Below are 22690 nucleotides of genomic sequence, written 5' to 3'. Positions count from 1 at the left end.
TTACCGCTTCACCGTGAGACGCCCGTCGAGGCGCGGCGCGAAGCTGCCCGTCCGGGCGATCTGGTCGGCCAGGATGGTGGAGAGGAAGTCCGCGTCGCGGTCGTCCACGAGACGCGGCGCCGCGACGAGCGCGGTGTAGCCGTCGCTGCCCTGGGCGATGTAGCTGCCGGTCGCCAGGCGGTAGCGCGCCGCGGGGTCCACCGGTTTTCCGCCGATGGTCAGCTCCACGATGCGCTGGCCGGCGGGCCGCGACGCGTCGACCAGGACGCGGGCGTTGGACAGGTGCGGGAAGCGGCCCTGCGCCTGTTCGATTCCCGAATAGCCGGACTCCAGCGCGTCGCGCAGCTGCTGCCCCGTGACCTCCAGAAGGACGGCGGTGTCGTGGTAGGGAATTTCGGTCTGGATGTCGCGGCGGGTCCACAGCGTGCCGGCCGCATACTGCCGGTCGCCGCGGATGGTGCCGCCGTTGACCAGCGCCACGTCGGCCTCCATCGCGGCGCGCAGCGCGTCGGCCAGCGCGTTGGCGAAGGCGTTCTCCCCGCCGCGCACCGCCTCCCGCCGCGTGTCCACCGGGGCTTCCAGCCGTCCGACCTGCATGCCGAGCATGCCGTCGAGCCGCGCCAGATAGGCCTTGGCGCGGCTGTCCACCGCGCTGTCCGGCGGGATCGGCGCGGTGTCGATGGCGCGCACCCCGGCGCTCCACACGGTGCCGGCCTTGGCGCCGCGGTCGATTGCGCCGCGCTCGATTGCGATGTCCAGCGCGAGCACCCAGGCCGCCTGCGCCTCCACCGTCGCGGCGAGATACTTCCCGTCATACTCCACGCCGACGGCGCGTCCCCGGTCCTGGTACAGCACGATGTCGGCGGCGCGGGCGGCGATGACGTCGCGGTGGGTGTTGCCCGAATTGGCCGTCATGGTGACGATCAGGTCCACGCCCTGGGCGCGCAGCTCCCGGGCCTTGTCGGCCACGGCGCGGACCGGGTCGCGGAATTCCGTGCGGCCGGAGCGGGTGGTCTCCTTCGTCTGCGCCGGCGTAGCGGCCAGCACGCCGATCTTGTAGGGGCCGGCGTCGAGCACGACCGCGCTCTCCAGCCCGTCCAGCGGCTTGCCGGTCGCGCGATCGACCGCGTTGGTGGTCACCAGCGGGAAGTTCGCCGCGAAGGCGCGCGTCATCAGCGTGTCGTCGCCGTGGTGGAATTCCCGGTTCAGCGCGGCCATGGCGTCGATGCCCAGCCCGTTCAGCAGGTCGATGACGTGGGCGCCCTGGTCGTAGAAGGACAGCACCGATGGCGCCAGGGACTGCCCGCCGTGCAGCACCAGCACCGTGTCGTGGGCGGCGCGTTCCCTCTGGATCAACGTCGCCAGCCGCGCGATCCCGCCGCGCCCCTGCGTGTCCTCCAACTCGGTCGTGCTGTGGGCGTAGAGAAGGGTGAAGCGGAACGGCTCCGCCCGGGCGGTGGCGAGCGGCGTTCCCAGCCCGGCCAGCACCAGCGCCAGGGTGGGGAGCAAAGACCGGATCCAGGGCCAAGCAACGGCGGGGATTGCGCACCAGCCCACGATTCCGCCGACCCCCATGCCGCTTTTCCTCCTGACCGACATCCCCAACGCGTCTGCGGGATTATGACCGTTCGTGCGCCGGTGGTGAAGGGCCGGCGTCATGGGCGCGTCATCATGGACACATGCGGGTGCAACCGCCGCCCGGTTGTCGCCCGCAGGCCGGGCACGCGGCAAAGCACAAAGTCACCCCGAAATCACAGCAAATTTTCGGCTTATGCGCATGTTGCACCGCACCCATGCCACATTGGTAATACCAGTTGGTGTGCGCCGCGGCATATCTTGCCCCTGCCCATTCTCGGGGCGTTTCCTCCCTAGACTCAGGGCCGCGGCTTTCCGCGGCCCTTTTTTCTTGCCCGTTTGGGATTGCGACGCTGTTGGATTGCGCTTCGCTCCACCCAACCTACGGGCCTCAGCCGTGTTCGCCCCAGCGGTCGCGAAAGACCAGATCCTCCAAGGGCAAGCGATTGCGCCAGCCGGCCTGCTCCAACTCCGGCGTCTCGTGGAAGTGGGAGACGTAGCCCAGGCACAGGTAGGCGATGGGCACGATCCGCTCCGGAATGCCCAGCGCGGCGCGCAGTCGGTCCTCGTGCAGGATGCTGACCCAGCCGACGCCAAGCCCCTCCGCCCTTGCGGCCAGCCACAGGTTCTGCACGGCGCAGACGCAGCTGTAGAGGTCCATCGTGGGGATGTGGGTGCGGCCCAGCACCACGGGGCCGGAGCGCTCGCGGTCGCAGGTGATGCACAGGTTGACCGGCGCCTCCCGGATGCCCTCCAGCTTCAGCCGGCTGTAGAGCGCCTGCCGTTCCCCCTCGAACAGGGCCTTCGCCTCCTCGTTGGCCTGGGCGAAGTCGGCGTGCACGCGGGCCTTCACCGCCGGGTCGCGGACGACGATGAAGTTCCAGGGCTGCATGAAGCCGACCGACGGCGCGTGGTGCGCGGCGGTCAGGACGCGGGTCAGCACCTCGTCCGGCACCGGGTCGGGCGCGAACTGACCGCGCACGTCGCGGCGGGAGAAGATCGCCTTGTAGAGCGCGTCGCGCTCCTCCGCGGAGAAGGCGTGGTCGCTCATTGGGTCCGGTCCGCCGCGATGACATGGAAGAAGGACGCGAAGACGTGTCCGCGCCGCCCGCCGAGCGGCCCCAGGTCCGACCCGTCCGCCGCGGTGGCGGTGACCAGCGGCTCGTCCGTCCCGCGCGTGAGGATGGAGGCGTAGTGGAACTCGTGCCCGCGCAGCGCCGTGCCGGCCTGCCCCAGCACCGTGTCGGCCAGCAGGACGGCGCGGCGGTAGCCCAGGTGCAGCTTCCGCTTGGCGAAGGACGTCCGCACGCCGAGCAGGCCGAGCATAGGGTGGGTCACGCCGTCGGCGTCCTCCAGCGTCTCCCCCAGCACCATGTAGCCACCGCACTCGCCATAGACCGGCCGGGTCTCGGCGGCGCAGCGCAGCCCCTCGCGGAAGCGTCCGGCGGCGGCGAGGCGGCCGGCGTGCAGCTCCGGATAGCCGCCGGGCAGATACACCGCGTCGGCGTCGGCGGGCGGCGCCTCGTCGGCGAGGGGGGAGAAGGTGACCACCTCCGCCCCGGCCTCGCGCCAGCCCTCCAGCAGGTGCGGGTAGACGAAGGTGAAGGCGACGTCGCGGGCGATGGCGATGCGCTGCCCCAGCGGGGGGAGGGCCGGGGCGAAGGCCCCCTTTGGCGCGCGTGAGGGCGCGGCAAGAGCCATCACCTTGTCCAGGTCCACATGCTGGGCGATGAAGCGGCCGAGCGCCGCCAGCCGGTCCTGAAGGTCGGCGGTTTCCTCCGCCTGGATCAGGCCCAGGTGGCGTTCCGGTAGGATCACGTCGGGCGTGCGGGGCAGGGCACCCAGCACGGGGATGCCCAGCGCCTCGATGGCGCCGCCGGCCAGCGCGAGATGACGCGGGCTGGCGACGTTGTTCAGGATGACGCCGCCGATGCGCACGCCCTCCTGGTAGGTGGCGAAGCCCTTCACCAGCGCGGCGGCGGACTGCGACTGTCCCTTGGCGTTGACGACCAGCACCACCGGCCAGCCGGTGCGCGCCGCGATCTCCGACGTGGCGCCGGTGCCGGTGGCGCCGACGCTCGCCACGCCGTCGAACAGGCCCATCAGGGCCTCGCAGACCACGATGTCGGTCCCCTCGCCGGCGCGGCGGGCCAAGCTGTCCAGCAGGTCCGGCCCCATGGTCCAGCCGTCCAGGTTGAAGCTGGGACGCCCGGTGGCCGCTTGGTGGAAGGCCGGGTCGATGTAGTCCGGCCCTGCCTTCACCGCGCCCACCCGCAGCCCCCGCTCCCGCAGCGCCGCCAGCAGGCCGAGCGTCACGGTCGTCTTGCCGGTGCCCGACGCCGGGGCGCCGACGATCAGCCCGCGCGGCGCGTCAGCCATGGGAAGCCCCCTGCGGCAGCCAGTCGAGCACCGGGCGCAGCCGCACCACCTCCCCGACCACGATGATCGCCGGGGGCTCAAGCCCGCTCGTCGCCAAGTCCTCGACGCAGGTGCCCAGCGATGTGACCAGCACGCGCTGGCGCTCGGTCGTCGCGTCGGTGACCACGCCCACGGGGGTGTCGGCGGGCAGGCCGCCCTCCATCAGGCCAGCCGCGATGCCCGGCAGGCCCTTCCAGGCCATGTAGAGGATCAGCGGTGCGCCGGTGGCGGCCAGCGCCTTCCAGTCCGGCCCACCGGCGCAGGAATGGCCAGTTGCCAGGATCACCGCCTGGTTGGCCGTGCGGTGCGTCGCCGGGATGCCGGCGTAGGCCGGGCCGGCCAGCCCCGCGGTGATGCCGGGGATGATGCGGAAGGGGATGCCCTGCTCGGCCAGCGCCTGCGCCTCTTCCCCGCCGCGGCCGAAGACGAAGGGATCGCCGCCCTTCAGCCGCAGCACGCGATGCCCCTCGCGCGCCAGCTCGATCAGGCGGTTGGTGATGTCGTCCTGATGGGCGGACGGGCGGCCGCCGCGCTTTCCGGCGAACTCCAGCCTTGCCGCGGGCGAGGCCAGCGCCAGGATCCGTTCACCGACCAGCGCGTCATGGACGATCACGTCCGCTTGCCTTAGACCTTGCAGCGCGCGCAGGGTCAGCAGGCCGGGGTCGCCGGGTCCGGCCCCCGCCAGCCAGACGCTGCCGGGGTCGAAGGGAATTTGGAGGGAGTCGGGCAACGGCTCTGTGGTCATGGACGAGCACTCAGCTGCGAACGGCGATGATACGGGGGCGGACGGCCCGGCGGACGGGAAGGCCTTGCGCCGGGGCTGGACGACGGGCGCCTGCGCCACCGCCGCGGCGCGCGCGGCCTGCGAGGCGCTGTTCACCGGCCGGTTCCCCGATCCGGTGACGGTCACCCTTCCCGGCGGCCAGACGCCGGCCTTCGCGCTCGCCTGGACCGAGACGGGTGAGGGCTGGGCGGCGGCCGGAGTGGTGAAGGACGCGGGCGACGATCCGGACGTGACACACGGCGCGCTGGTCCGCGCCCGAGTCTGGCGCGCCGGATCGGGGGAGGGCGTCGTCTTCCGGGCGGGGGAGGGGGTCGGCACCGTGACCCGCCCCGGTCTTCCGGTCCCGGTTGGCGAGCCCGCGATCAACCCCGTACCCCGCGCCATGATCCGCCAAGCGGTCGGGGAGGCGGCGGCTCTTGCCGGCCAGCCCGCCGACGTGGTGGTGGAGGTGTCGGTGGAGAATGGGGAGGCGCTCGCCCGCCGCACCATGAACCCGCGGCTGGGCATCCTCGGCGGCCTGTCGATCCTGGGGACCACGGGAATCGTCGTGCCCTATTCCTGCGCGGCCTGGATCGCGTCGATCCAGCGTGGCGTCGACGTGGCGCGGGCGGCCGGCCTGACGCACGTCGCGGCCTGCACCGGCGACACCTCGGAAAAGGCGGTCGTCGCGCGCTACGGCTTGCCGGACCATGCGCTGTTGGACATGGGCGATTTCGTCGGCGGCACGCTGAAATACCTGCGGCGCCACCCCGTGCCGCGCCTGACCCTGTGCGGCGGCTTCGCCAAGTTCGGCAAGCTGGCGCGCGGCCTGATGGACCTGCATTCCAAGCGCAACAGCGTTGACCTCGATTGGCTGGCCGATCGCCTGGCGGAGCTGGGCGCCGGGCCGGAGGTGGTCGCGGCGGCGCGCACCGCCAACACCGCCGCGCAGGTCCTGGGCATCGCGGCCGAATCCGGCCTGCCGCTCGCTGACCGCGTTGCCGCGCTGGCCCAGGACGCCGCGCTCGCCGTGCTGGAAGGCGCCCCGGTGTCGGTCGAGGTTCTGGTCACCGATCGCCAGGGCAACATTGTGGGAGAGGCGGGCTGGCGCGGGCCGCACTAGTCCCCTCACCCTCCCCTCTCCCCGGGAGGGAGAGGGTTCTTTCTGAAGGGCGAGGTCTATCCTCACTCCCCCAACCCCCGATAACGGCGGACGTGCGACCCGTCGTAGAGCGCGCTGCAGCGGAAATCCTCCACGCCCAGCGCCGGGCCGACCAGGATCAGCGCGGTGCGCTCCATGGGGGCCTCGGCGACCTTGGCGGCGATGTCGGCCAGCGTGCCGCGCAGCACCCGCTCGTCCGGCCAAGTGGCGCGGTAGACAACCGCCGCCGGGCAGTCGGCGCCGTAGAGCGGGGTCAGCCGCTCGGCCACCCGGTCGATGACGTGGATCGACAGGTGGATGGCCAGCGTGGCGCCCGACCGCCCTAGCACCTCCAGCGTCTCGTTGGCCGGCATGGCCGAGGCGCGGCCCTCCGTGCGTGTCAAAATCAGCGTTTGGCTGACCTCCGGCAGGGTCAGTTCCCGCCCCAGCGCGGCCGACGCCGCGGCGAAGGCCGGCACGCCGGGCGTGATGGTGTAGGGGATGCCCAGTTCCCGCAACGCGCGGGTCTGCTCGCCGAGCGCGCTGTAGACCGACAGGTCGCCGGAATGCAGCCGCGCCACGTCCTGCCCGGCCGCGTGCGCCGCCTGGAACTCCGCCACGATCTGGTCGAGCGTCATGGGTGCGGTGTCCACCACCCGCGCGCCGGTCGGGGCATGGGCGATGATCTCCTTCGGCACCAGCGAGCCGGCGTAGAGGCAGACCGGGCAGGACGCGATCAGGTCGCGCCCACGCAGGGTCAAAAGGTCGGGCGCGCCCGGTCCGGCGCCGATGAAATGCACGGTCATAGAGAAGAATCCTTGGAAATCGCCAGCGCGCAGGTGGCGCGCGGCGTGGAGCGGCGCGGCAGCAGCAGGCGCGCGCCCGGCCCGGCGGCGGCCAGCGCCGCGGCCTCCGCCACCGAGGCGACGCCCACCGCGGCCTCGACCCGGGCGGAGCGGGTCTGCGTTCGGTCCTGGACGGCGGCCAAATCCGCGTCGTCGACGAAGGCCAACGGCAGCACCAGGAGGTCCGCCGCGTCGCGCAGGCCGGCCTCATTCCGCTTGCGCATTGGCGCGGCCAGGACATCCGCGTTCACGCCCGCCTCAGCGACGACAGCGCGGACCAGCCCGGCGATCTCCGCTCCCGGACAGCCGGAGCGGCAGCCAACACCCGCCGCGATCATGCCGGCTTCTCCGCCAGCCAGAGCGTGACCGGCATCAGCGGGCGCCAGCCCGTGAAGCCGCCGATGGCCGCGGCGCGGCTGACCGCAATCTGCGACAGCTGTCCGCCAAGCCGCTTGTGCGCGGCGATCAGCATGGCCTCGCTTTCCAGCGTCACCGCGTTGGCGACCAGCCGCCCGCCGGGCTTCAGCGCGTCCCAGCAGGCGTCGAGCACGCCGTCGTTGGTCAGCCCGCCGCCGATGAAAACCGCGTCCGGCGTCGGCAGTCCGCTCAGAGCCTCCGGCGCTTTGCCGCGCACCAACTCCAGCCCCGGCACGCCGAAGGCGGCGGCGTTGGCGGGGATGCGGGCGGCGCGGTCGTCCTTGTGCTCCACGGCGATGGCGCGGTTGGTCGGATCGCTCAGCATCCACTCGACGCCGATGGAGCCGGACCCGGCGCCGACGTCCCACAGCAGTTCGCCCCTGTGCGGCGCCAGCCAGGACAGGGTGACGGCGCGCACCTCGCGCTTGGTGATCTGGCCGTCATGCTCGAACCAATCGTCGGGCAGGCCCGGCGTGCGCGGCAGGCCGCGGGCGCCGGGGGTGGCGATGCACTCAACCGCCAGCGTGTTCAGGTCGGCGACGCGTTCCGTGTCCCAGCCGTCGGCCGTGCCCTCCGTGCGGCGCTCGCGCGGGCCGCCCATGGCCTCCAGCGCTGTGATGCGCGACGGCCCGAAGCCGCGGGCGCGCAGCAGGGCCGCGAGCTTGCCTGGGGTCGTTCCGTCCCAGGAAAGGACCAGCAGCCGCGCAGACCGATGCAGGTGCGGAATGACCAGCTCCAGCGGGCGCCCATGCACCGTTAGGCAGACGCATTCCTGCAACGGCCAGCCCATCCGGGCCGCAGCAAGGCTGAAGGATGACGGGGCTGGAACGACCAGGGTCTCCGCCGCCGGGATGATCCGCGACAGGGTGGCGCCGACGCCGTACCAGGACGGGTCGCCGCTCGCCAGCACGCAGACCGGCCTCCCGCGTCGTTCCAGCAGAGCGGGAAAGGCGTCCGACAGGGGCGAGGGCCAAGCCAGCCGTTCCTGCCGGGCAAACTCCGGAACCAGCAATAGGTGGCGCGTTCCGCCCACTAGCAACTCGGCACCTTCGACCAGAGCGCGGGCGGCGGGCGACAGACCGTCCCATCCGTCCTCGCTGATGCCGACGACGCTCAGCCAACGCGGGGAAGCTGTGCTATTCATGGCGCCTCGCACCGGCGGAGGGAGAGAGGATGAAGGCGCTGATTCTGGGCGGCACGACGGAGGCCACGGCGCTCGCGCGCTTGCTCGTCGGCCATCCGGCCATCGACGCGACCGTGTCGCTCGCCGGGCGCACCAAGCAGCCGGTGCTGCCGCCCCTGCCGACGCGCATCGGCGGCTTCGGCGGCGTGGACGGGCTGGCGGAGCACCTCGCCGCGAACGGAATCCAGGCGGTGGTGGACGCCACGCACCCCTTCGCCGACCAGATCTCCGCCAACGCCGCGGCGGCCTGCGTCCGCGCCGGGGTTCCGCTGCTGGTGCTGACGCGCAAGCCCTGGACGCCGGGGGTGGGCGACCGCTGGATCGGCGCGCCGGACATGGCCGCCGCCGCCGAGGCGCTGCGTTCGCTGGGCGACACCGCGTTCCTGACCATCGGCCGGCAGGAGGTCGCAGTGTTCGAGGCGGTTCCGGACAAGACCTACCTGATCCGCGCCGTCGACCCGCCGGAGCCCGCGCCGACCCTGCGCCACACGCTGATCCTCGACCGCGGCCCTTTCACGCTGGACGGCGAACTGGCCCTGCTGGAGGAACACCGCGTCGACGTGATCGTCAGCAAGAACAGCGGCGGCACCGCGACCGAGGCGAAGCTGGAGGCGGCGCGGCGGCGCGGCATCCCCGTGGTGATGGTCGAACGGCCGCGGGGTAATGGCGTGCCGGAGGTGCATGATGCGCCCGCCGCGCTGCGCTGGTTGGAGGCGATTAGTGGAGGGTGAGGGGAGTTGTCGCGCTGGGCCCCCACCCAACCCTCCCCCACCTTCGGCGGGGGAGGGCTTCAGGGCCGCGCGGCGGAGTTCCCTCCCCCGCCGGAGGTGGGGGAGGGTTAGGGTAGGGGCCCAACGCGACAACTCCCGCTTCACGCCCGCACCCCATAGCTGCGCGGGGTGTAGACCCAGGGCTGCGCGTCGGGGCGCGGCACCAGACGGGTGTGCGAGGCGCCGATGATGACGCAGGTGCGCATGTCGGCCTGCGCGGCGTCAACCGTCCCCAGCGTCGTGATGATCAGGTTCTCGTCCGGGCGGCCGACGGCCTGGGCCATGATCACCGGGGTGTCCGGCGACCGGACCTCGCGCAAGGCGTCGAACGCGGCGCCGAGTTGCCACGGACGGGCGCGGCTGATCGGGTTGTAGAGCGCGATGACGAAGTCCGCCTCCGCCGCCAGCCGCAGCCGCTTCAGCACCACGTCCCAAGGCTTCAGGTTGTCGGACAGCGAGATCGCGCAGAAATCGTGCCCCAGCGGAGCCCCCACCCGCGCGGCGGCGGCCTGCATGGCGGAGATGCCGGGATCGACCCGCAACGACACGCGATGCCACGCCTGCGGCGCCGCCGGGTCGTCCAGCGCCTCGAACACGGCCGCGGCCATGGCGAAGACGCCGGGATCGCCGCCGGACACCACCGCGACCCGGCGCCCTTCCGACGCCAGTTGCAGGGCGTGGCGGGCGCGGTCCAACTCCACGCGGTTGTCCGACGCGTGGCGTACCTGCGGCCCCGGCGGCACGCGGTCCACATAGGGCTTGTAGCCGACGAGGTCGGTCGCCTCCGCCAGATCCCGCCGTGCCTCCGGCGTCAGCCAGTCTTCGGTGCCCGGCCCGAGGCCCACGACCTTCAACCAGCCGCTCATCGCCGCAGTCCTTCGCCCGGAATGACGATCTGCGAGAAGTAGGGGGCGACGTCCGGCGCCTCCGTGAAGGGCATCACGCGCTGGTTCTCCATGCTCGCGCGCTCGATGTACCAGGCGCGGTCGGCGAGGCCCGCGGCGATCACGGCGCGGCGCACCTTCGGCAGGTTCTGGCCCAGCTTCATGACGACGGCGGCGTCGGCGTTGCGCAGGGCCTGGACCAGCGCCTCCTCCCCCAGCGTGCCGGGGATGACCGACAGCACGTCGTCGCGCAACGTCAGCGGGCGCGGCAGCAGCGAGGCGCTGCACATCATGGAGGTCACGCCCGGCACCACCTCCGTCGGGAAGCGGGAGGCGAGGCGCAGGAACAGGTGCATGAAGCTGCCGTAGAAGAAGGCGTCCCCTTCGTTCAGCGCGGCGACGGAGCGGCCCGCGGCCAGATGCTCGGCCAGCCGTTCCGCGGACTCGTCGAAAAAGGCCTCGATCTGGCGGCCGTAGTCCGGGTGGTTGGGCGGCAGTTCCACCGTCACCGGATAGACCATCGGCAGTTCGACATGCTCCTCCGTGATGCAGTCGGCGGCGATGCGCCGCGCTTGGCCGGAGGTGCCGCGCTTGCAGAAATAGGCGACCACCGGGCAGGCCTCGATGGTGCGGATGGCGCGAATGGTCATCAGGTCCGGGTCGCCGGGGCCGACGCTGACGCCGTACAGCTTGCCGGGGGCTTGGTTCTCGCTGCTCATTCGACGTCGCTCGCCAGGGCGTTGACCGCCGCCGCCGCCATGGCGCTGCCGCCACGACGGCCGCGGATGGCCAGGAAGGGGATGCCATAGGAGTGTTCGGCCAGCGCGTCCTTGCTCTCGGCCGCGCCGACAAAGCCCACGGGGAAGCCTAGGATCGCGGCCGGCTTCGGCGCGCCGTCGCGAATCATCTCCAGCAGCTTGAACAGGGCGGTGGGCGCGTTGCCGATGGCGACGACTGCGCCCTCCAGCCGCGGGCGCCACAGTTCCAGCGCCGCAGCGGAGCGAGTGTTGTCCACCTGTTTGGCCAGATCCGGCACGGCGGAGTCGCGCAGCGTGCAGATCACGGCGTTGTCTGCCGGCAGGCGCGCCCGCGTGATGCCGTGCGCCACCATCTCGCTGTCGCAGAGGATCGGCGCACCATTGCGAAGGGCCTTGCGCGCGGCCGTGCCGACGTCCGGCGAGAACATCAGGTCCCCCGCAGCGTCCACCATGCCGCAGGCGTGGATCACGCGCACGGCGACCGGCTTCAGGTCGTCGGGCAGCGCCGACAGGTCGGCCTCCGCCCGGATGGTGGCGAAGGACTGGCGGTAGATGGCCGCTCCATCGCGGATGTAGTCGTAAAGCGGCTCAGTCACGGGACAACTCCTCAACTAATAGGCCGGCCACGGCGTCCACCGCCTCGGCCGGGGTCAGGCCGCTGCGCCAGCCGACGGCACCGGGAGCGGCGTTCAGCGCGGCATCGTAGACGCCGTCGCGCGCCGTCAGCGTGACATCGGCCGCCTTGGGGTGCGCGCAGCCCTTCGCGCAGCCGGAGACATGCACCATCCGGACCCTCTCCAGCAACCCCGCTGCACGCGCCGCGATGGCGAGGCCATCCGCGTGCGTGTCCGTGGTGCCCACGTCGCAGCCGGAGACGCCGCTGCAAGCCGTGACCTTCAGCCGCGGATCGGCGTGGTCGAGGATGCAGCCGAGGGACTGCGCGGTCTGTGCTGCGGTGGGGTTGGCGTCGACCAGGAGGAGGGCGCGCCAGGGGGTGAGGCGGACCTCAGTGGCGAGGGCGGCCAGCGCTTCCAATTGGTCGCAGGTTAGGCGGCCGAAGGGGAAGGCGACGCCGAGCCAGGCGGGGTGTGGGCCGAGGAAGTCTCGGTTGGGCGACGTTTGCCCCCACCCTAACCCTCCCCCGCTGGGCGGGGGAGCGAACTCCGCCGCGTTGCCGCGAAGCTGCAAATTGGCCCTCTCCCGCCCAGCGGGGGAGGGGGGGACCCGCGAAGCGGGAGGGTGGGGGTATGCCGCCGCGACCGCTTCGCACACCGCCTCCACGCCCACGGCCTTCACCAGCCCCGCCATGCGCCGCGGCGGCTCCGCCAATCCCGTGCGCAACTCCAGGAACGCCAGCGCCACCGCCGCCGCGATCTCCACCAATTCCTCCGGCCGGCAGAAACCCAACTCGGCCGAATCGTCCAATGTGCCTCCCAACCCGACGCGGAACCGAAGCCCGTCCCCCGTTGCCACGGCGTCGAAACGCACGTCGGCGGTGCTGTCGCACAGGGTCGCCCGACCGCCGCCGTCCACCAGCCAGTTGAACTTGACTGGCAGCGGGTGCAATGCCGGATCGCCCGCCAGCCGGGCGTCGAGCGCCAGCGCGTACGGGTGTACGTCGAGTACCGCCGTGTCGTCCAGCCCGGCGGTGGGGGACGCCAGCACGTTGCGCACCGCCTCGCTTTCCGCGTCGGCGGAAACGTAGCCGAGCGCGCGAAGCTCATCGACCAGCGCGCCCATGCCATCCGCCCGCACGCCGCGCAGTTGCAGGTTTCCGCGCTGGCTAAGGTCGATCAGGCCGTTGCCGAACTGGCGCCCAAGCGTCGCGATGCGCGCCGCCGCCTCGGCCGGAAGCACGCCCGCCGGCACGCGCACGCGCACCAGAAGGCCGTCGCCGACCTCCATCGGCGCCAGCACGCCGGGGCAGGTGCCACGCCGACGCGGTGCATTGCGCATTTGCTTTGGGTCCGTCATGCAACCGTCTCCTTGCGGCGGCGCAGGTCCTCGCCGGTAGAGTTGCGGCGGGGGTGCCACAGGCCGCGCTCCATCGCGTCGGCCAGCCGGTCCAGAATATGCCGGGCGGCGGCCGGGTTGGACTGCGCCAGGAAGTCCCACACGCTGTGGTCCTCGACGTACGCGTCGAACAGCTGGTCGAAATGGTGCGAACGTACGGCCGCCGTGGTCGCGGCGAAGGCGTACAGCGTGTCGACGCTCGCGGCCAGCTCCGCCGCCCCGCGGTAGCCGTGGCGCATCATGCCGGCGATCCAGCGCGGGTTCGCCGCCCGGCCGCGCAGGACGCGCGCGATCTCCTCCGCCAGGGTGCGCACGGTCGGCGCTTCGGGCTCCGAGCTGTCGAGGTGGTAGAGCGCCGGGTCATTGTCGGTCAGCGCCGCGGCGGCGGAGAAGCCACCCTCGTATTGCATGAAGCCGTCGGTGGACAGAACGTCGTGTTCCCGCTGGTCCTGGTGGTGGACCAGCGCGTCGGCCTCGCCCACACGGCGGCGGAACAGGGCGGGCAGGGGGGCGCCGTCCAGGTCTTTGCCGTAGGCGTGACAACTGCCCTCCAGGTAGGCGGCGCCGAAGTCGGCGCGGGACGCCCAGTCGCCGCGCGCGATCATGCCGGACAGCGCCGTTCCATAGACTCCGGGAGCCGAGCCGAAGATCCGTGCGGCGGCCCAGCGTTCCGCCGTGTCCGGCGGCGTGCCGCCGCCTTTCAGCGCGGTGCGGTCGGCGCGGGCGGTGGCGGCGACCGGGTTGACGTCTTCCGGCTCATCCTCCGCGATCACGGCTCGGACGGCTTGGTCGAACAGGGCGATCTGCTGCGGGAAGACGTCGCGGAACAGGCCGGAGATGCGCAGCGTCACGTCGACGCGTGGCCGTCCGAGCACGCTTGCCGGCATCACTTCGAAGCCGGTCACCCGGCCGGACCCGTTTTCCCACAAGGGGCGCACGCCGAGCAGGGCCATGGCCTGGGCCAGCTCGTCGCCGCCGGTGCGCATGGTCGGCGTGCCCCAGCAGTCCACCACCAGCCGCTTCGGCCAGTCGCCGTGGTCCTGGAGATAGCGGGTGATCAGCGCGTCCGCCGCCTGCCAGCCGAGTGTCCAGGCGGTCGGGGTCGGCACCCCGCGCGGGTCGAGCGCGTAGAGGTTCCGCCCGGTGGGCAGTGTGTCCGCGCGCCCGCGCGCCGGCGATCCGCCGGGGCCGGGCTTGACGAAACGGCCGTCCAGCCCGGCCAGCAGGGCGGCCATCTCCGCCTCGCCGCAGGCGTCCAGCCGTTCGGCGGCCTCCTCGGCATTGCCGGAGCGGGCCACGGCGGCGAGCAGGCGGGCGCGCCGCTCCGGCTCCGGCGTGGTGCCGAAGACGTGCAGGCCATCGCGGATCTGAAGCTCCTTGATGTCGCAGAGCTGCGCGTCGAGACGATTCAGGATGGTGTCCGGGTCGTCGTCCGGGTTCAGGTTGCAGTCGGCGGCGAGGCCGGAGGCCCAGGCGAGATCCAGGATGGTCTCGCGCAGCGTGCCGAGACGGCGCGGGTCGAGGCCGGTGGCTTGGCTGTACTCGTCGATCGCCTGCTCCAGCGCGGCGAGGTCACCGTGCAGCCCGGCCTCCACAGGGGGCGGAGTCAGGTGGCCGATCAGGACGGCGCCTAGCCGGCGGCGCGCCTGCACGCCCTCGCCGGGGTTGTTGACGATGAAGGGATAGAGGCAGGGCAGCGGGCCGGCGACGATCTCCGGCCAGCAGTCCGCCGACAGAGCCACCGCCTTTCCCGGCAGCCATTCCAGCGTGCCGTGCGCCCCGACTTGGACCAGCGCGTGAACGCCGAACGCGTGGCGGAGCCAGAGGTGGAAAGCGAGATAGCCGTGGCTGGGCGGCGTTTCCGGGTCGTGGTGCTGCTGGGTGGTCAGCGGGCCGTGGCCGCGGCTCGGCTGCACCGCCACGACCGCGTTGCCGCAGGTCAGGATGCGGAAATGGAAGGCACCGTCGGCCGCCAGCGGATCGGCCTCCTCCGCGCCCCAGGCCGCGGCGATGCGGGCGCGGGCGTCAGCGGCGGCGAGGCGGCGGTAGTCGTCCAGGCTGAGGGACGCCGTGGCCCCGCCGGTCAACGCGGCCATCAACGATGCGCCCGCCTCCGGAATGGCATCGATTGCGTAACCCTCGTTGCGCAACCGGTCCAGGATGGCGACGACGCTCGCTGGCGTATCGAGGCCGACCGCGTGGCCAATTCCGCCACCGGGGCCGGGATAGTCGGACAGCACCAGGGCCAGCCGCCGCTCGGCGCGCGGTGTGCCGCCGAGGCGCACCCAGGATAGGGCCAAATCGGCGGCGAAGGCCACGCGGTCGGGCACCGGGCTGATCAGCGAGGGGGCGAACTCCAGGGCGGGATCGGTTTCCCCCTCCGCCTTGAAGGCGATGGCGCGGGTCAGGATGCGGCCGTCCATCTCCGGCAGCACCACGTTCATGGCGAGGTCCGACGGCCCCAGCCCGCGCGCCGAGGCGCGCCAGCCGTCTTCCGGCGTGGTCGACAGGATGGCCTGCAGCACCGGAGTGCCGTTGGCCTCCAGCGGCGACCCGTCCTCGCGCGCGGCGGAAAAACCGGTCAGGTTCATCACCACGGCGGCGTCGCGGGCCGTCAGGGTGGCGCGCATCCAGGCGGCGCAGTCCGGCTCTTTCAAGCTTGCCACGAACAGGGGCAGGGGCGACAGGCCGCGCCCGGCCAGCGCGTCGCACAGCGCGTGCACCGGCTCCAGGTCGCCGGCCAGCAGGTGGGAGCGGTAGAAGACGACCGGGGCGACCGGCCCGTTGGCCGTTCCATCCCAGCCTTCGTAGACGCCGAAGCGTGGCACAGGCGCCGGTTCGCGCCAAGGGCTGTCCAAGCCGGCCAGCGTTGCGGCGTAGGCCAGCAGGTGGGCCATGTTGTCCGGCCCGCCTTCCGTGAAATAGCGCCACAGGCGCTGCGCGGAGTCCTTCGGAATGGTGCCGTAGCCGTCCAGGCTCGGGTTCGGCTGGGCGCAGCCGGGCAGCACGGCGAGGGCGACGCCGGATTCCCGGCAGGCTGCGGCGACGTGGTCGAGGCCGTACCGCCAATAGCCTGCCCCGCCCAGCAGGCGCAGAACCACCAGCTTCGCCTTGCGGACCACGGAATCGACGTAGAGATCCACCGACAGCGGGTGCCCCAGCCGGGCGAGGTTCGCCAGTCGCAGGCTCGGCAAACGGTCGCGGTGGCGCGTGTGGGACGCGGCGAGCGCCGTCAGGTCGCTGTCGGAAAAGGACAGCACCACCAGCTCCGCCGGGGTCTGCCCCAAGTCCACGGCCTGGGGACCGGCATCGAGATCTTCCTGGCGGGCGGCGAGCAGGTGCATGACTGTAGAACTTTGCGAAAACGCCAAAATCCCCTCTCCCCCGTGGGGAGAGGGTTAGGGTGAGGGGGCGCCCGCAGGGCGTCTCAGCACTGCAATGAGCCGGCGTTTCCGGCCTGCGGCCGCCCCCTCATCCCAACCCTTCTCCCCAGAGGGGAGAAGGGCTTACTGAAGCGCCGCGACCACCGCGTCGCGGTCCAGGCCGGTCTCGCCGATCACCACCAGACGGCTGCGGCGCGGTTCGTCGGCTTTCCAGAAGCGGTCGAAGTGGGTCTGGATGCGGGTGCCGACGCCTTGGACCAGCAGGCGCATGGGCTTACCCGGTACGTCGATGAAGCCCTTCAGGCGCAGCACGCCATGGGTCGCCGCGACGCGCTCCAGCGTCGTCGCAAGGGCCGCCGGGTCGGGCTGGGGGCCGAGTTCCACGACGAAGCTGGTGAAGTCGTCGTGGTCGTGGCCCTCTTCCTCGTCGTGGTGGCTCGGGCGGGCGGCGAGGTCGTCCTCCGCGGCGGCGCCGACGCCCAGCAGGACCATCGGGTCGACCTTGCCGTTCGACGCGCGGAGGATCTTCGCATCGCGGGTAACGCCGCCTTCGGCCATGGCGCTGCGGATCAGCTCCTCGACCTTCGCAAGGTCGGCGGCGTCCACGAGGTCGGTCTTGTTGACCACAATCAGGTCGGCGCAGAGGAGCTGGTCCTCGAACACCTCCTCCACCGGGGTCTCGTGGTCGAGCTGCCCGGCGGCCACGGCGATTTGGGCGGCCTGGGCGGCCAGCGCCGCAGGATCGGGGGCGAAGCGGCCCTCCGCGGCGGCGGCGGCGTCGACCACGGCGACCACCCCGTCCACGGTCACCCGCGTCTTGATGGCCGGCCAGTGGAAGGCCTGGACCAGCGGCTTCGGCAGGGCTAGGCCGCTGGTTTCGATGATGATGTGCTCCGGCGGCTGGGGCCGGGCGAGCAGCTTCTCGATGGCCGGGACGAAGTCGTCGGCGACGGTGCAGCACAGGCAGCCGTTCGCCAGCTCGATGACGTCGTCCTCGGTGCAGGTCGGGTCGCCGCAGGCGCGCAGGATCTCGCCGTCGATCCCGACATCGCCGAACTCGTTGATGATCAGCGCCAGCCGCCGCCCCGCAGCCTGCTCCAGCAGACTGCGGATCAGTGTCGTCTTGCCGGCCCCGAGGAAGCCGGTGATGACGGTGGCGGGCGTCTTGCCCGAAAGGCCGGTCTTCATCGGCCGTCTCCTAACAAGGGAAAAGTCAGCGGCGGGCCTCGACGACCCGCTGCATCAGGGCGCCGCAGGCGCTGCCCAGCGCCGCCCAGAACAGAGCGGCCACGCCGATGGACAGCACGGCGAAGCGCGCGGCCATCTCCGGCGGAACGACGCCTTCCGGGCTTTCCGGGTGCGGCGCGCCGATGACGTGGGGCAAGGCTGCCAGCACCACGCCGACGGCGATCACGAAGCGGTTCTTCGCGAAGCCCAGCGCCAGCAAGCCACCGGCCGCGCAGAGTGCGGCAGCGATCCACCAGGCTTGGCGGGCTTCCAGTTCCGCCCCGCCCATGCCCGGCAGTTCGGGCGGCAGGCCGACCGCCGGGGCGAGCGCGAAGGCGACGAAGCCGCCGATGCCCCAGACGAGGCCGCGCCGGGCGTCCACAGGCGCCCCGACCAGCAGCATGGTCCCGGCCAGCAGCAGGCCATAGGCCACGCCGACCAGCAGGTTCGCCACCACGGTCAGGCCGACGCGCTGGAACGCCTCCGCAGCGGTCACCTCTTCCGCCGGGGCGGGGGCGGCGTGCACATGGCCCGCCGGGCTCTGCGCGTGCTCCGCCGTGGCCGCAGGCGCGGCAACGGGTGCCGGGACGGTCTCATACCGTTCAGCTTCGAGGATCAGCGGGACCGTGGTCACCTGCTGAACGACGGACGCGGCCGTGCCGGAGAGCACGCCCGCGACCACGGCGGCCAGAAACAGCCGCCGGAACAGCGTCATGGAGAGACGCTCAGTGGCAGGGGAAGGCGAAGGAGTGACGGCCGTCGTGGGCGGCGTCGTGGATGGTCTGCGGCTGGGCGAAGCCGACGCCGAAAAGGATGAAGGCGCCCAGCAGCATCGCGCCAAAGGCGGCGGCAACGGTCTGGAACGCGGACGACGAGGACGAACGGACGGCAGTGTTCAGCATGATAACGATTCCCTTCTCCGCCACACCCGGCGGGTTGGATTGGCCATGGGTCCGATGGCAGGTTTCCTGGCTTGCGGGTCATCGTTTCGCCTCCCGCCTTCCCGGCCCGTACGCGATGTGGATCGCGGGCCAGTGGCTTATCGGGAGGGAAGCTCGCCGCTTACAGTTGCGGGGGCAGCCGCGGCGTTGGACCCCCATCCGAGGTCCGCACCGCATTCCCTATTATCCCCGCGCCTTTGCGACGGCGGGGCACCATCGGACGCGCAGGATTGCAGGCCGGCCACGATTTGGCAAGCGGCAAAGCGGCCGGTGCCCATCGATGCATGATGCCGGCGCAAGACTGTTTCGCACCCGCATTCGGTTTATGTGTCGGACAGTGGCGACAGCCTGTCCGGAATCCTGACACCGTCGGCGGGGTGCCGCCCATCGGTTCCGCGGCCGATCATCAGTATTCTCAACGCTTTGCTGGCCGCTCCAACATTTGGCACGCCGCATGCATTTGGATGGGCAAAACACGAAGCCCCGCGGCGACGGGGCGGTTCCGACAGGGAGGACACAGGGCAGCGATGAGCCAGGACGTCATTCTCGAAGCGCGCGGACTCTCCAAGGAGTTCAAGGGCTTCATCGCGGTGAAGGAGGTGAACCTCCAGGTTCGCCGCGGCACCATCCACGCGCTGATCGGCCCGAACGGGGCGGGGAAGAGCACGGTGTTCAACCTGCTCACCAAGTTCCTGACGCCGACGCGCGGGCAGATCCTCTACAAGGGCCGCGACATCACCGCCATGAGGCCGGCCGACGTGGCCCTGCTCGGGCTCGTCCGCTCCTTCCAGATCTCGGCCGTGTTCCCGCATCTGTCGGTGCTGGAGAATGTCCGGGTCGCCTTGCAGCGCCCGCTCGGCACCAGCTTCCACTTCTGGAAGTCCGAGTCGAGCCTGGCGAACCTGCGCGACCGCGCCATGGAGCTGATCGAGGCGGTGAACCTGACGCCGTGGGCGCACCACACCGCCGCGGAACTGCCCTACGGGCGCAAGCGCGCGCTGGAAATCGCCACCACCTTGGCGCTCGACCCGGAGGTCATGCTGCTGGACGAACCGCTGGCCGGCATGGGCCACGAGGACATCGAGCGGACCGCCGCGCTGATCAAGCGCGTGTCGGCCGACCGCACCATCCTGATGGTGGAGCACAACCTGTCGGTCGTCGCGCACCTGTCCGACACCATCACCGTGCTCCGCCGCGGCGAAATCCTGGCGGAGGGGCCATACGACGTCGTATCGCGCAACCCACAGGTGATGGAAGCCTACATGGGCACCGGTGAGGTGGGTCATGCCTGACGCCGTTATGACGAAATCCAACACCGCCCAGGGCGCCGGTTCGGCGATGCTGGAAGTGCGCGACCTGCACGGCTTCTACGGCGAAAGCCATGTGCTGCACGGCGTGTCGCTGGACGTGCGGCAGGGCGAGGTGGTGACGTTGCTCGGCCGCAACGGCGCCGGCAAGACCTCCACCATGCGCGCCATCATGGGGATCATGGGCAAGCGCACCGGCTCGATCACGTTCCAGGGGCAGCAGCTGATCGGGATGGCGCAGCACAAGATCCCGCGCCTCGGCATCGGTTATGTGCCGGAGGAGCGCGGCATCTTCTCCTCGCTCAGCGTCGACGAAAACCTGACGCTGCCGCCGGTGGTGAAGCCGGGCGGCATGACCGTGCCGCAAATCTACGAGCTGTTCCCCAACCTCCAGGGCCGCGGTAGCACGCAGGGCACGCGCCTGTCCGGCGGCGAGCAGCAGATGCTGGCGATCGGCCGCATCCTGCGCACCGGCGCCAACCTGATCCTGCTGGACGAGCCAACCGAAGGCCTCGCCCCGGTGATCATCGAGCAGATCGGCGTGGCGGTGCGGGCGCTGAAGCAGCGCGGCTTCACCATCGTGCTGGTGGAGCAGAACTTCCGCTTCGCCGCGACCATCGCCGACCGCCATTACGTGATGGAGGAGGGGCATGTCGTCGACATGATCCCCAACGACCAGCTCGCCCAGAACATGGACAAGCTGCACACCTACCTCGGCGTTTGATCTGTTGGGTTGCGCTGCGCAACCCAACAGCCCCGAAACAACCACACCAAAAAGCCAGAATACGGGAGACTGAAATGCTCAAGTCGTTGCTGTGCGGAACCGCGCTGCTGGCCGTCACCGCGGGTGCGGCGCACGCGCAGGTGTCCAACAACGTGGTCAAGATCGGCGTCCTGAACGATCGCTCGGGCATCTACGCCGACCTCGCCGGCGAGGGCTCCGCCATCGCCGCCCGCATGGCCGCCGAGGAGTTCGGCAACAAGGTCACCGGCGCGCCGATCGAGATCGTCGTCGCCGACCACCAGAACAAGGCCGACATCGCCGCCAACCTCGCCCGCGAGTGGGTGGACGCGCAGAACGTGGACGTCGTTGCCGACGTTCCGAACTCCGCCGCCGCGCTGGCCGTCCAGGGCATCACCAAGGAGAAGAAGCGCATCTTCCTGATGTCCGGCCCGGGCTCCACCGACCTGACCGGCAAGGCCTGCTCGCCGTACGGCTTCCAGTGGACCTACGACAACCATTCGATGGCCGCCGGCACCGCCCGCGCGATGGTCGAGCAGGGCAAGAAGAACTGGTACATCGTCACCGCCGACTACGCCTTCGGCCACTCGCTGGAGGATGAGACCACGAAGATGGTCAAGGAGCTGGGCGGCAAGGTCGCCGGCACCGTCCGCCATCCGCTGGGCACCTCGGACTTCTCGTCCTTCCTGCTGCAGGCCCAGGCCTCCAAGGCCGACGTGATCGGGCTGGCCAACGCCGGCGGCGACACCACCAACGCCGTCAAGCAGGCGTCGGAGTTCGGCATCACCCAGTCGGGCCAGAGCCTGGCCGGCCTGCTGCTGTTCATCAGCGACGTGAACGCGCTGGGCCTCCAGGCGGCGCAGGGCCTGATGCTGACCACGGGCTTCTACCACGACATGAACGACGAGACCCGCGCCTGGTCGAAGAAGTTCATGGAGAAGAACGGCGGCAAGGCGCCGACGATGGTGCAGGCCGGCGTCTATTCCGCCGTTCGCCACTACCTGAAGGCGGTCGAGGCCGTGGGCTCCGACGATCCGGACAAGGTCGCGGCGAAGATGCGCGAGACCCCGGTCAACGACATGTTCGCCAAGGACGCCAAGATCGGCCCGAACGGCCGCATGTTCCACGACATGTACCTGGCCCAGGTGAAGACCCCGGCCGAGTCCAAGGGCGCCTGGGACTACTACAAGATCGTGAAGACGATCCCGGCCCAGCAGGCCTATCTGGACCCGGCGCAGAGCGGTTGTTCGCTGGTGAAGTAAGGACCTGACGTAGGTTGTTGCGTTAGGCCTCCCTCCCAACCTCCCCCACTGACGCGGGGGAGGGGCTAGTTCCCTCCCCCGCGTCAGTGGGGGAGGGCTAGGGTGGGGGCCCAACTCCAAGCACTCCAACAAAAATCCAAAAAACACGCTCGACACACAGGGAGGGACGGTCATGTTTGACGTGCTGGGGGTGCCGCCCCAGGTCCTGTTCGGCCAACTGCTGCTCGGCCTGATCAACGGCTCGTTCTACGCGCTGCTCAGCCTTGGGCTGGCGGTCATCTTCGGCATGCTGAACGTCATCAACTTCGCCCACGGCGCGCTCTACATGATCGGCGCCTTCGTGGCCTGGCTGCTGCTGAACAAGCTCGGCCTCGGCTACTGGTGGGCGCTGGGGCTGTCGCCGCTGGTCGTCGCGGCGGTCGGCGTGGTGCTGGAAAAGACCATGCTGTCGCGCCTGTACAAGCTCGACCACCTTTACGGCCTGCTGCTGACCTTTGGGCTCGCGCTGATCTTCGAGGGCGCCTTCCGCCACCTCTACGGCGTCTCCGGCCAGCCCTACCCGATCCCCGACCTGCTGAAGGGCGGGCAGAACCTGGGCTTCATGTTCCTGCCCAACTACCGCGGCTGGGTCGTCGTCGCCTCCCTGGTCGTCTGCCTGGGCACCTGGTTCGCCATCGAGCGCACCCGGCTCGGCGCCTACCTACGCGCCGCCACCGAGAACCCGGTGCTGGTCCAGGCCTTCGGCATCAACGTGCCGGTGATGATCACCGCGACCTACGGCTTCGGCGTCGCGTTGGCGGGACTGGCCGGCGTGCTGGCCGCCCCCATCTACCAAGTGTCACCGCTGATGGGCACAAACCTGATCATCGTGGTGTTTGCGGTGGTGGTGATCGGCGGCATGGGCTCCATCCTGGGCGCCATCCTCACCGGTCTGGGCCTTGGCCTGCTGGAGGGCCTGACCAAGGTCTTCTATCCGGAGGCCTCCAACATCGTGGTGTTCGTCGTGATGGCGATCGTCCTTCTCATCAAGCCCGCGGGCCTCTTCGGACGGGAGCGCTGAG

The 22690-nt window shown here is 71.0% G+C and carries 21 protein-coding genes and 1 riboswitch; of the genes, 6 read left to right on the top strand and 15 right to left on the bottom strand.

Annotated elements, in window-relative coordinates; translation table 11 throughout:
* The 4 genes from M2351_RS42295 to cobA form a co-directional block, all read right to left on the bottom strand.
* Positions 1–1509: a bifunctional metallophosphatase/5'-nucleotidase gene (locus tag M2351_RS42295; RefSeq protein ID WP_264661944.1), complete on the bottom strand. Its 1509-nt coding sequence runs from the start codon at positions 1507–1509 to the stop codon at positions 1–3.
* A gap of 457 nt (positions 1510–1966) precedes the next feature.
* Positions 1967–2626, bottom strand: a complete 660-nt coding sequence (gene bluB / locus M2351_RS42290) for a 5,6-dimethylbenzimidazole synthase (protein WP_264661943.1) — start codon at positions 2624–2626, stop codon at positions 1967–1969.
* Positions 2623–3954: a cobyrinate a,c-diamide synthase gene (locus tag M2351_RS42285; RefSeq protein ID WP_264661942.1), complete on the bottom strand. Its 1332-nt coding sequence runs from the start codon at positions 3952–3954 to the stop codon at positions 2623–2625. Before M2351_RS42285 ends, bluB begins: the two co-directional genes overlap by 4 nt.
* Positions 3947–4738 carry a uroporphyrinogen-III C-methyltransferase gene (gene cobA / locus M2351_RS42280; RefSeq protein ID WP_264661941.1) on the bottom strand — a complete coding sequence of 264 codons (792 nt, stop codon included), beginning with the start codon at positions 4736–4738 and terminating at the stop codon, positions 3947–3949. The genes M2351_RS42285 and cobA overlap by 8 nt, the downstream gene beginning before the upstream one ends.
* Between cobA and M2351_RS42275 the strand changes: the two genes are divergently transcribed.
* The gene (locus M2351_RS42275) at positions 4737–5879 is read left to right on the top strand and encodes a cobalt-precorrin-5B (C(1))-methyltransferase (RefSeq protein ID WP_264661940.1); all 1143 of its coding nucleotides are present in this window, start codon (positions 4737–4739) and stop codon (positions 5877–5879) included. The genes cobA and M2351_RS42275 overlap by 2 nt on opposite strands.
* 62 nt (positions 5880–5941) lie before the next feature.
* On the opposite strand, the gene cobM is transcribed toward M2351_RS42275, so the two are convergent.
* Genes cobM through cbiE form a run of 3 tightly spaced genes read right to left on the bottom strand, consistent with a single transcriptional unit; the run spans position 5942 to position 8303 of the window.
* On the bottom strand, positions 5942–6703 hold the full coding sequence (gene cobM, locus M2351_RS42270) for a precorrin-4 C(11)-methyltransferase (protein ID WP_264661939.1): 762 nt from the start codon (positions 6701–6703) through the stop codon (positions 5942–5944).
* Positions 6700–7080, bottom strand: a complete 381-nt coding sequence (locus M2351_RS42265) for a cobalamin biosynthesis protein (protein ID WP_264661938.1) — start codon at positions 7078–7080, stop codon at positions 6700–6702. The genes cobM and M2351_RS42265 overlap by 4 nt, the downstream gene beginning before the upstream one ends.
* The gene (cbiE, locus tag M2351_RS42260; protein ID WP_264661937.1) at positions 7077–8303 is read right to left on the bottom strand and encodes a precorrin-6y C5,15-methyltransferase (decarboxylating) subunit CbiE; all 1227 of its coding nucleotides are present in this window, start codon (positions 8301–8303) and stop codon (positions 7077–7079) included. Before cbiE ends, M2351_RS42265 begins: the two co-directional genes overlap by 4 nt.
* Before the next feature lie 29 nt (positions 8304–8332).
* Between cbiE and M2351_RS42255 the strand changes: the two genes are divergently transcribed.
* Positions 8333–9073, top strand: a complete 741-nt coding sequence (locus tag M2351_RS42255; RefSeq protein ID WP_264661936.1) for a cobalt-precorrin-6A reductase — start codon at positions 8333–8335, stop codon at positions 9071–9073.
* A gap of 140 nt (positions 9074–9213) precedes the next feature.
* Here the strand turns inward: M2351_RS42255 and cobJ are convergent, their stop codons facing one another.
* The 8 genes from cobJ to M2351_RS42215 all read right to left on the bottom strand — a co-directional run bounded on the left by cobJ (position 9214) and on the right by M2351_RS42215 (position 18279).
* Positions 9214–9978, bottom strand: a complete 765-nt coding sequence (gene cobJ / locus M2351_RS42250; RefSeq protein WP_264661935.1) for a precorrin-3B C(17)-methyltransferase — start codon at positions 9976–9978, stop codon at positions 9214–9216.
* Positions 9975–10715: a precorrin-2 C(20)-methyltransferase gene (locus M2351_RS42245; RefSeq protein WP_264661934.1), complete on the bottom strand. Its 741-nt coding sequence runs from the start codon at positions 10713–10715 to the stop codon at positions 9975–9977. Before M2351_RS42245 ends, cobJ begins: the two co-directional genes overlap by 4 nt.
* On the bottom strand, positions 10712–11350 hold the full coding sequence (locus M2351_RS42240) for a precorrin-8X methylmutase (RefSeq protein ID WP_264661933.1): 639 nt from the start codon (positions 11348–11350) through the stop codon (positions 10712–10714). The genes M2351_RS42245 and M2351_RS42240 overlap by 4 nt, the downstream gene beginning before the upstream one ends.
* Positions 11343–12728 carry a precorrin-3B synthase gene (gene cobG, locus M2351_RS42235; RefSeq protein ID WP_264661932.1) on the bottom strand — a complete coding sequence of 462 codons (1386 nt, stop codon included), beginning with the start codon at positions 12726–12728 and terminating at the stop codon, positions 11343–11345. Before cobG ends, M2351_RS42240 begins: the two co-directional genes overlap by 8 nt.
* Complete coding sequence (gene cobN / locus M2351_RS42230) at positions 12725–16111, bottom strand: cobaltochelatase subunit CobN (protein ID WP_264661931.1); 3387 nt, start codon at positions 16109–16111, stop codon at positions 12725–12727. The genes cobG and cobN overlap by 4 nt, the downstream gene beginning before the upstream one ends.
* A gap of 162 nt (positions 16112–16273) precedes the next feature.
* Positions 16274–17338, bottom strand: coding sequence for a cobalamin biosynthesis protein CobW (gene cobW / locus M2351_RS42225; RefSeq protein WP_264661930.1), 1065 nt, complete (start codon positions 17336–17338; stop codon positions 16274–16276).
* Between the two features lie 25 nt (positions 17339–17363).
* Positions 17364–18092, bottom strand: coding sequence for a CbtA family protein (locus M2351_RS42220; protein WP_264661929.1), 729 nt, complete (start codon positions 18090–18092; stop codon positions 17364–17366).
* Positions 18093–18102: 10 nt separating this feature from the next.
* Complete coding sequence (locus M2351_RS42215; protein ID WP_264661928.1) at positions 18103–18279, bottom strand: CbtB domain-containing protein; 177 nt, start codon at positions 18277–18279, stop codon at positions 18103–18105.
* A gap of 39 nt (positions 18280–18318) precedes the next feature.
* Positions 18319–18551, bottom strand: a riboswitch (cobalamin riboswitch).
* 294 nt (positions 18552–18845) lie between these two features.
* Between M2351_RS42215 and M2351_RS42210 the strand changes: the two genes are divergently transcribed.
* The 4 genes from M2351_RS42210 (at position 18846) to M2351_RS42195 (ending at position 22689) form a co-directional block, all read left to right on the top strand.
* Positions 18846–19610 (top strand): ABC transporter ATP-binding protein, encoded by a 765-nt coding sequence (locus M2351_RS42210; RefSeq protein ID WP_264661927.1) that lies wholly within the window; start codon positions 18846–18848, stop codon positions 19608–19610.
* Complete coding sequence (locus M2351_RS42205; RefSeq protein ID WP_264661926.1) at positions 19603–20349, top strand: ABC transporter ATP-binding protein; 747 nt, start codon at positions 19603–19605, stop codon at positions 20347–20349. The genes M2351_RS42210 and M2351_RS42205 overlap by 8 nt, the downstream gene beginning before the upstream one ends.
* A gap of 74 nt (positions 20350–20423) precedes the next feature.
* A complete protein-coding gene (locus tag M2351_RS42200) occupies positions 20424–21629 on the top strand; it encodes an ABC transporter substrate-binding protein (RefSeq protein WP_264661925.1) in 1206 nt (401 codons plus the stop codon).
* 172 nt (positions 21630–21801) lie between these two features.
* Positions 21802–22689 carry a branched-chain amino acid ABC transporter permease gene (locus M2351_RS42195; protein WP_264661924.1) on the top strand — a complete coding sequence of 296 codons (888 nt, stop codon included), beginning with the start codon at positions 21802–21804 and terminating at the stop codon, positions 22687–22689.
* The last annotated feature ends 1 nt before the right edge of the window (position 22690 follow it).

The organism is Azospirillum canadense, assembly GCF_025961225.1.
GTDB lineage: Bacteria > Pseudomonadota > Alphaproteobacteria > Azospirillales > Azospirillaceae > Azospirillum > Azospirillum canadense.
This window is presented reverse-complemented; position numbering and strand designations above follow the sequence as displayed.

Bases quoted from the DNA above. Each gene is read 5' to 3' on its own strand.
- M2351_RS42275 (WP_264661940.1), top strand. From the start codon at position 4,737: ATGGACGAGCACTCAGCTGCGAACGGCGATGATACGGGGGCGGACGGC.
- M2351_RS42215 (WP_264661928.1), bottom strand. From the start codon at position 18,279: ATGCTGAACACTGCCGTCCGTTCGTCCTCGTCGTCCGCGTTCCAGACC.
- M2351_RS42200 (WP_264661925.1), top strand. From the start codon at position 20,424: ATGCTCAAGTCGTTGCTGTGCGGAACCGCGCTGCTGGCCGTCACCGCG.
- bluB (WP_264661943.1), bottom strand. From the start codon at position 2,626: ATGAGCGACCACGCCTTCTCCGCGGAGGAGCGCGACGCGCTCTACAAG.
- cobM (WP_264661939.1), bottom strand. From the start codon at position 6,703: ATGACCGTGCATTTCATCGGCGCCGGACCGGGCGCGCCCGACCTTTTG.
- M2351_RS42265 (WP_264661938.1), bottom strand. From the start codon at position 7,080: ATGATCGCGGCGGGTGTTGGCTGCCGCTCCGGCTGTCCGGGAGCGGAG.
- M2351_RS42195 (WP_264661924.1), top strand. From the start codon at position 21,802: ATGTTTGACGTGCTGGGGGTGCCGCCCCAGGTCCTGTTCGGCCAACTG.
- M2351_RS42285 (WP_264661942.1), bottom strand. From the start codon at position 3,954: ATGGCTGACGCGCCGCGCGGGCTGATCGTCGGCGCCCCGGCGTCGGGC.
- M2351_RS42220 (WP_264661929.1), bottom strand. From the start codon at position 18,092: ATGACGCTGTTCCGGCGGCTGTTTCTGGCCGCCGTGGTCGCGGGCGTG.
- cobN (WP_264661931.1), bottom strand. From the start codon at position 16,111: ATGCACCTGCTCGCCGCCCGCCAGGAAGATCTCGATGCCGGTCCCCAG.
- cobA (WP_264661941.1), bottom strand. From the start codon at position 4,738: ATGACCACAGAGCCGTTGCCCGACTCCCTCCAAATTCCCTTCGACCCC.
- cobW (WP_264661930.1), bottom strand. From the start codon at position 17,338: ATGAAGACCGGCCTTTCGGGCAAGACGCCCGCCACCGTCATCACCGGC.
- cbiE (WP_264661937.1), bottom strand. From the start codon at position 8,303: ATGAATAGCACAGCTTCCCCGCGTTGGCTGAGCGTCGTCGGCATCAGC.
- M2351_RS42255 (WP_264661936.1), top strand. From the start codon at position 8,333: ATGAAGGCGCTGATTCTGGGCGGCACGACGGAGGCCACGGCGCTCGCG.
- M2351_RS42245 (WP_264661934.1), bottom strand. From the start codon at position 10,715: ATGAGCAGCGAGAACCAAGCCCCCGGCAAGCTGTACGGCGTCAGCGTC.
- cobJ (WP_264661935.1), bottom strand. From the start codon at position 9,978: ATGAGCGGCTGGTTGAAGGTCGTGGGCCTCGGGCCGGGCACCGAAGAC.
- M2351_RS42205 (WP_264661926.1), top strand. From the start codon at position 19,603: ATGCCTGACGCCGTTATGACGAAATCCAACACCGCCCAGGGCGCCGGT.
- cobG (WP_264661932.1), bottom strand. From the start codon at position 12,728: ATGACGGACCCAAAGCAAATGCGCAATGCACCGCGTCGGCGTGGCACC.
- M2351_RS42210 (WP_264661927.1), top strand. From the start codon at position 18,846: ATGAGCCAGGACGTCATTCTCGAAGCGCGCGGACTCTCCAAGGAGTTC.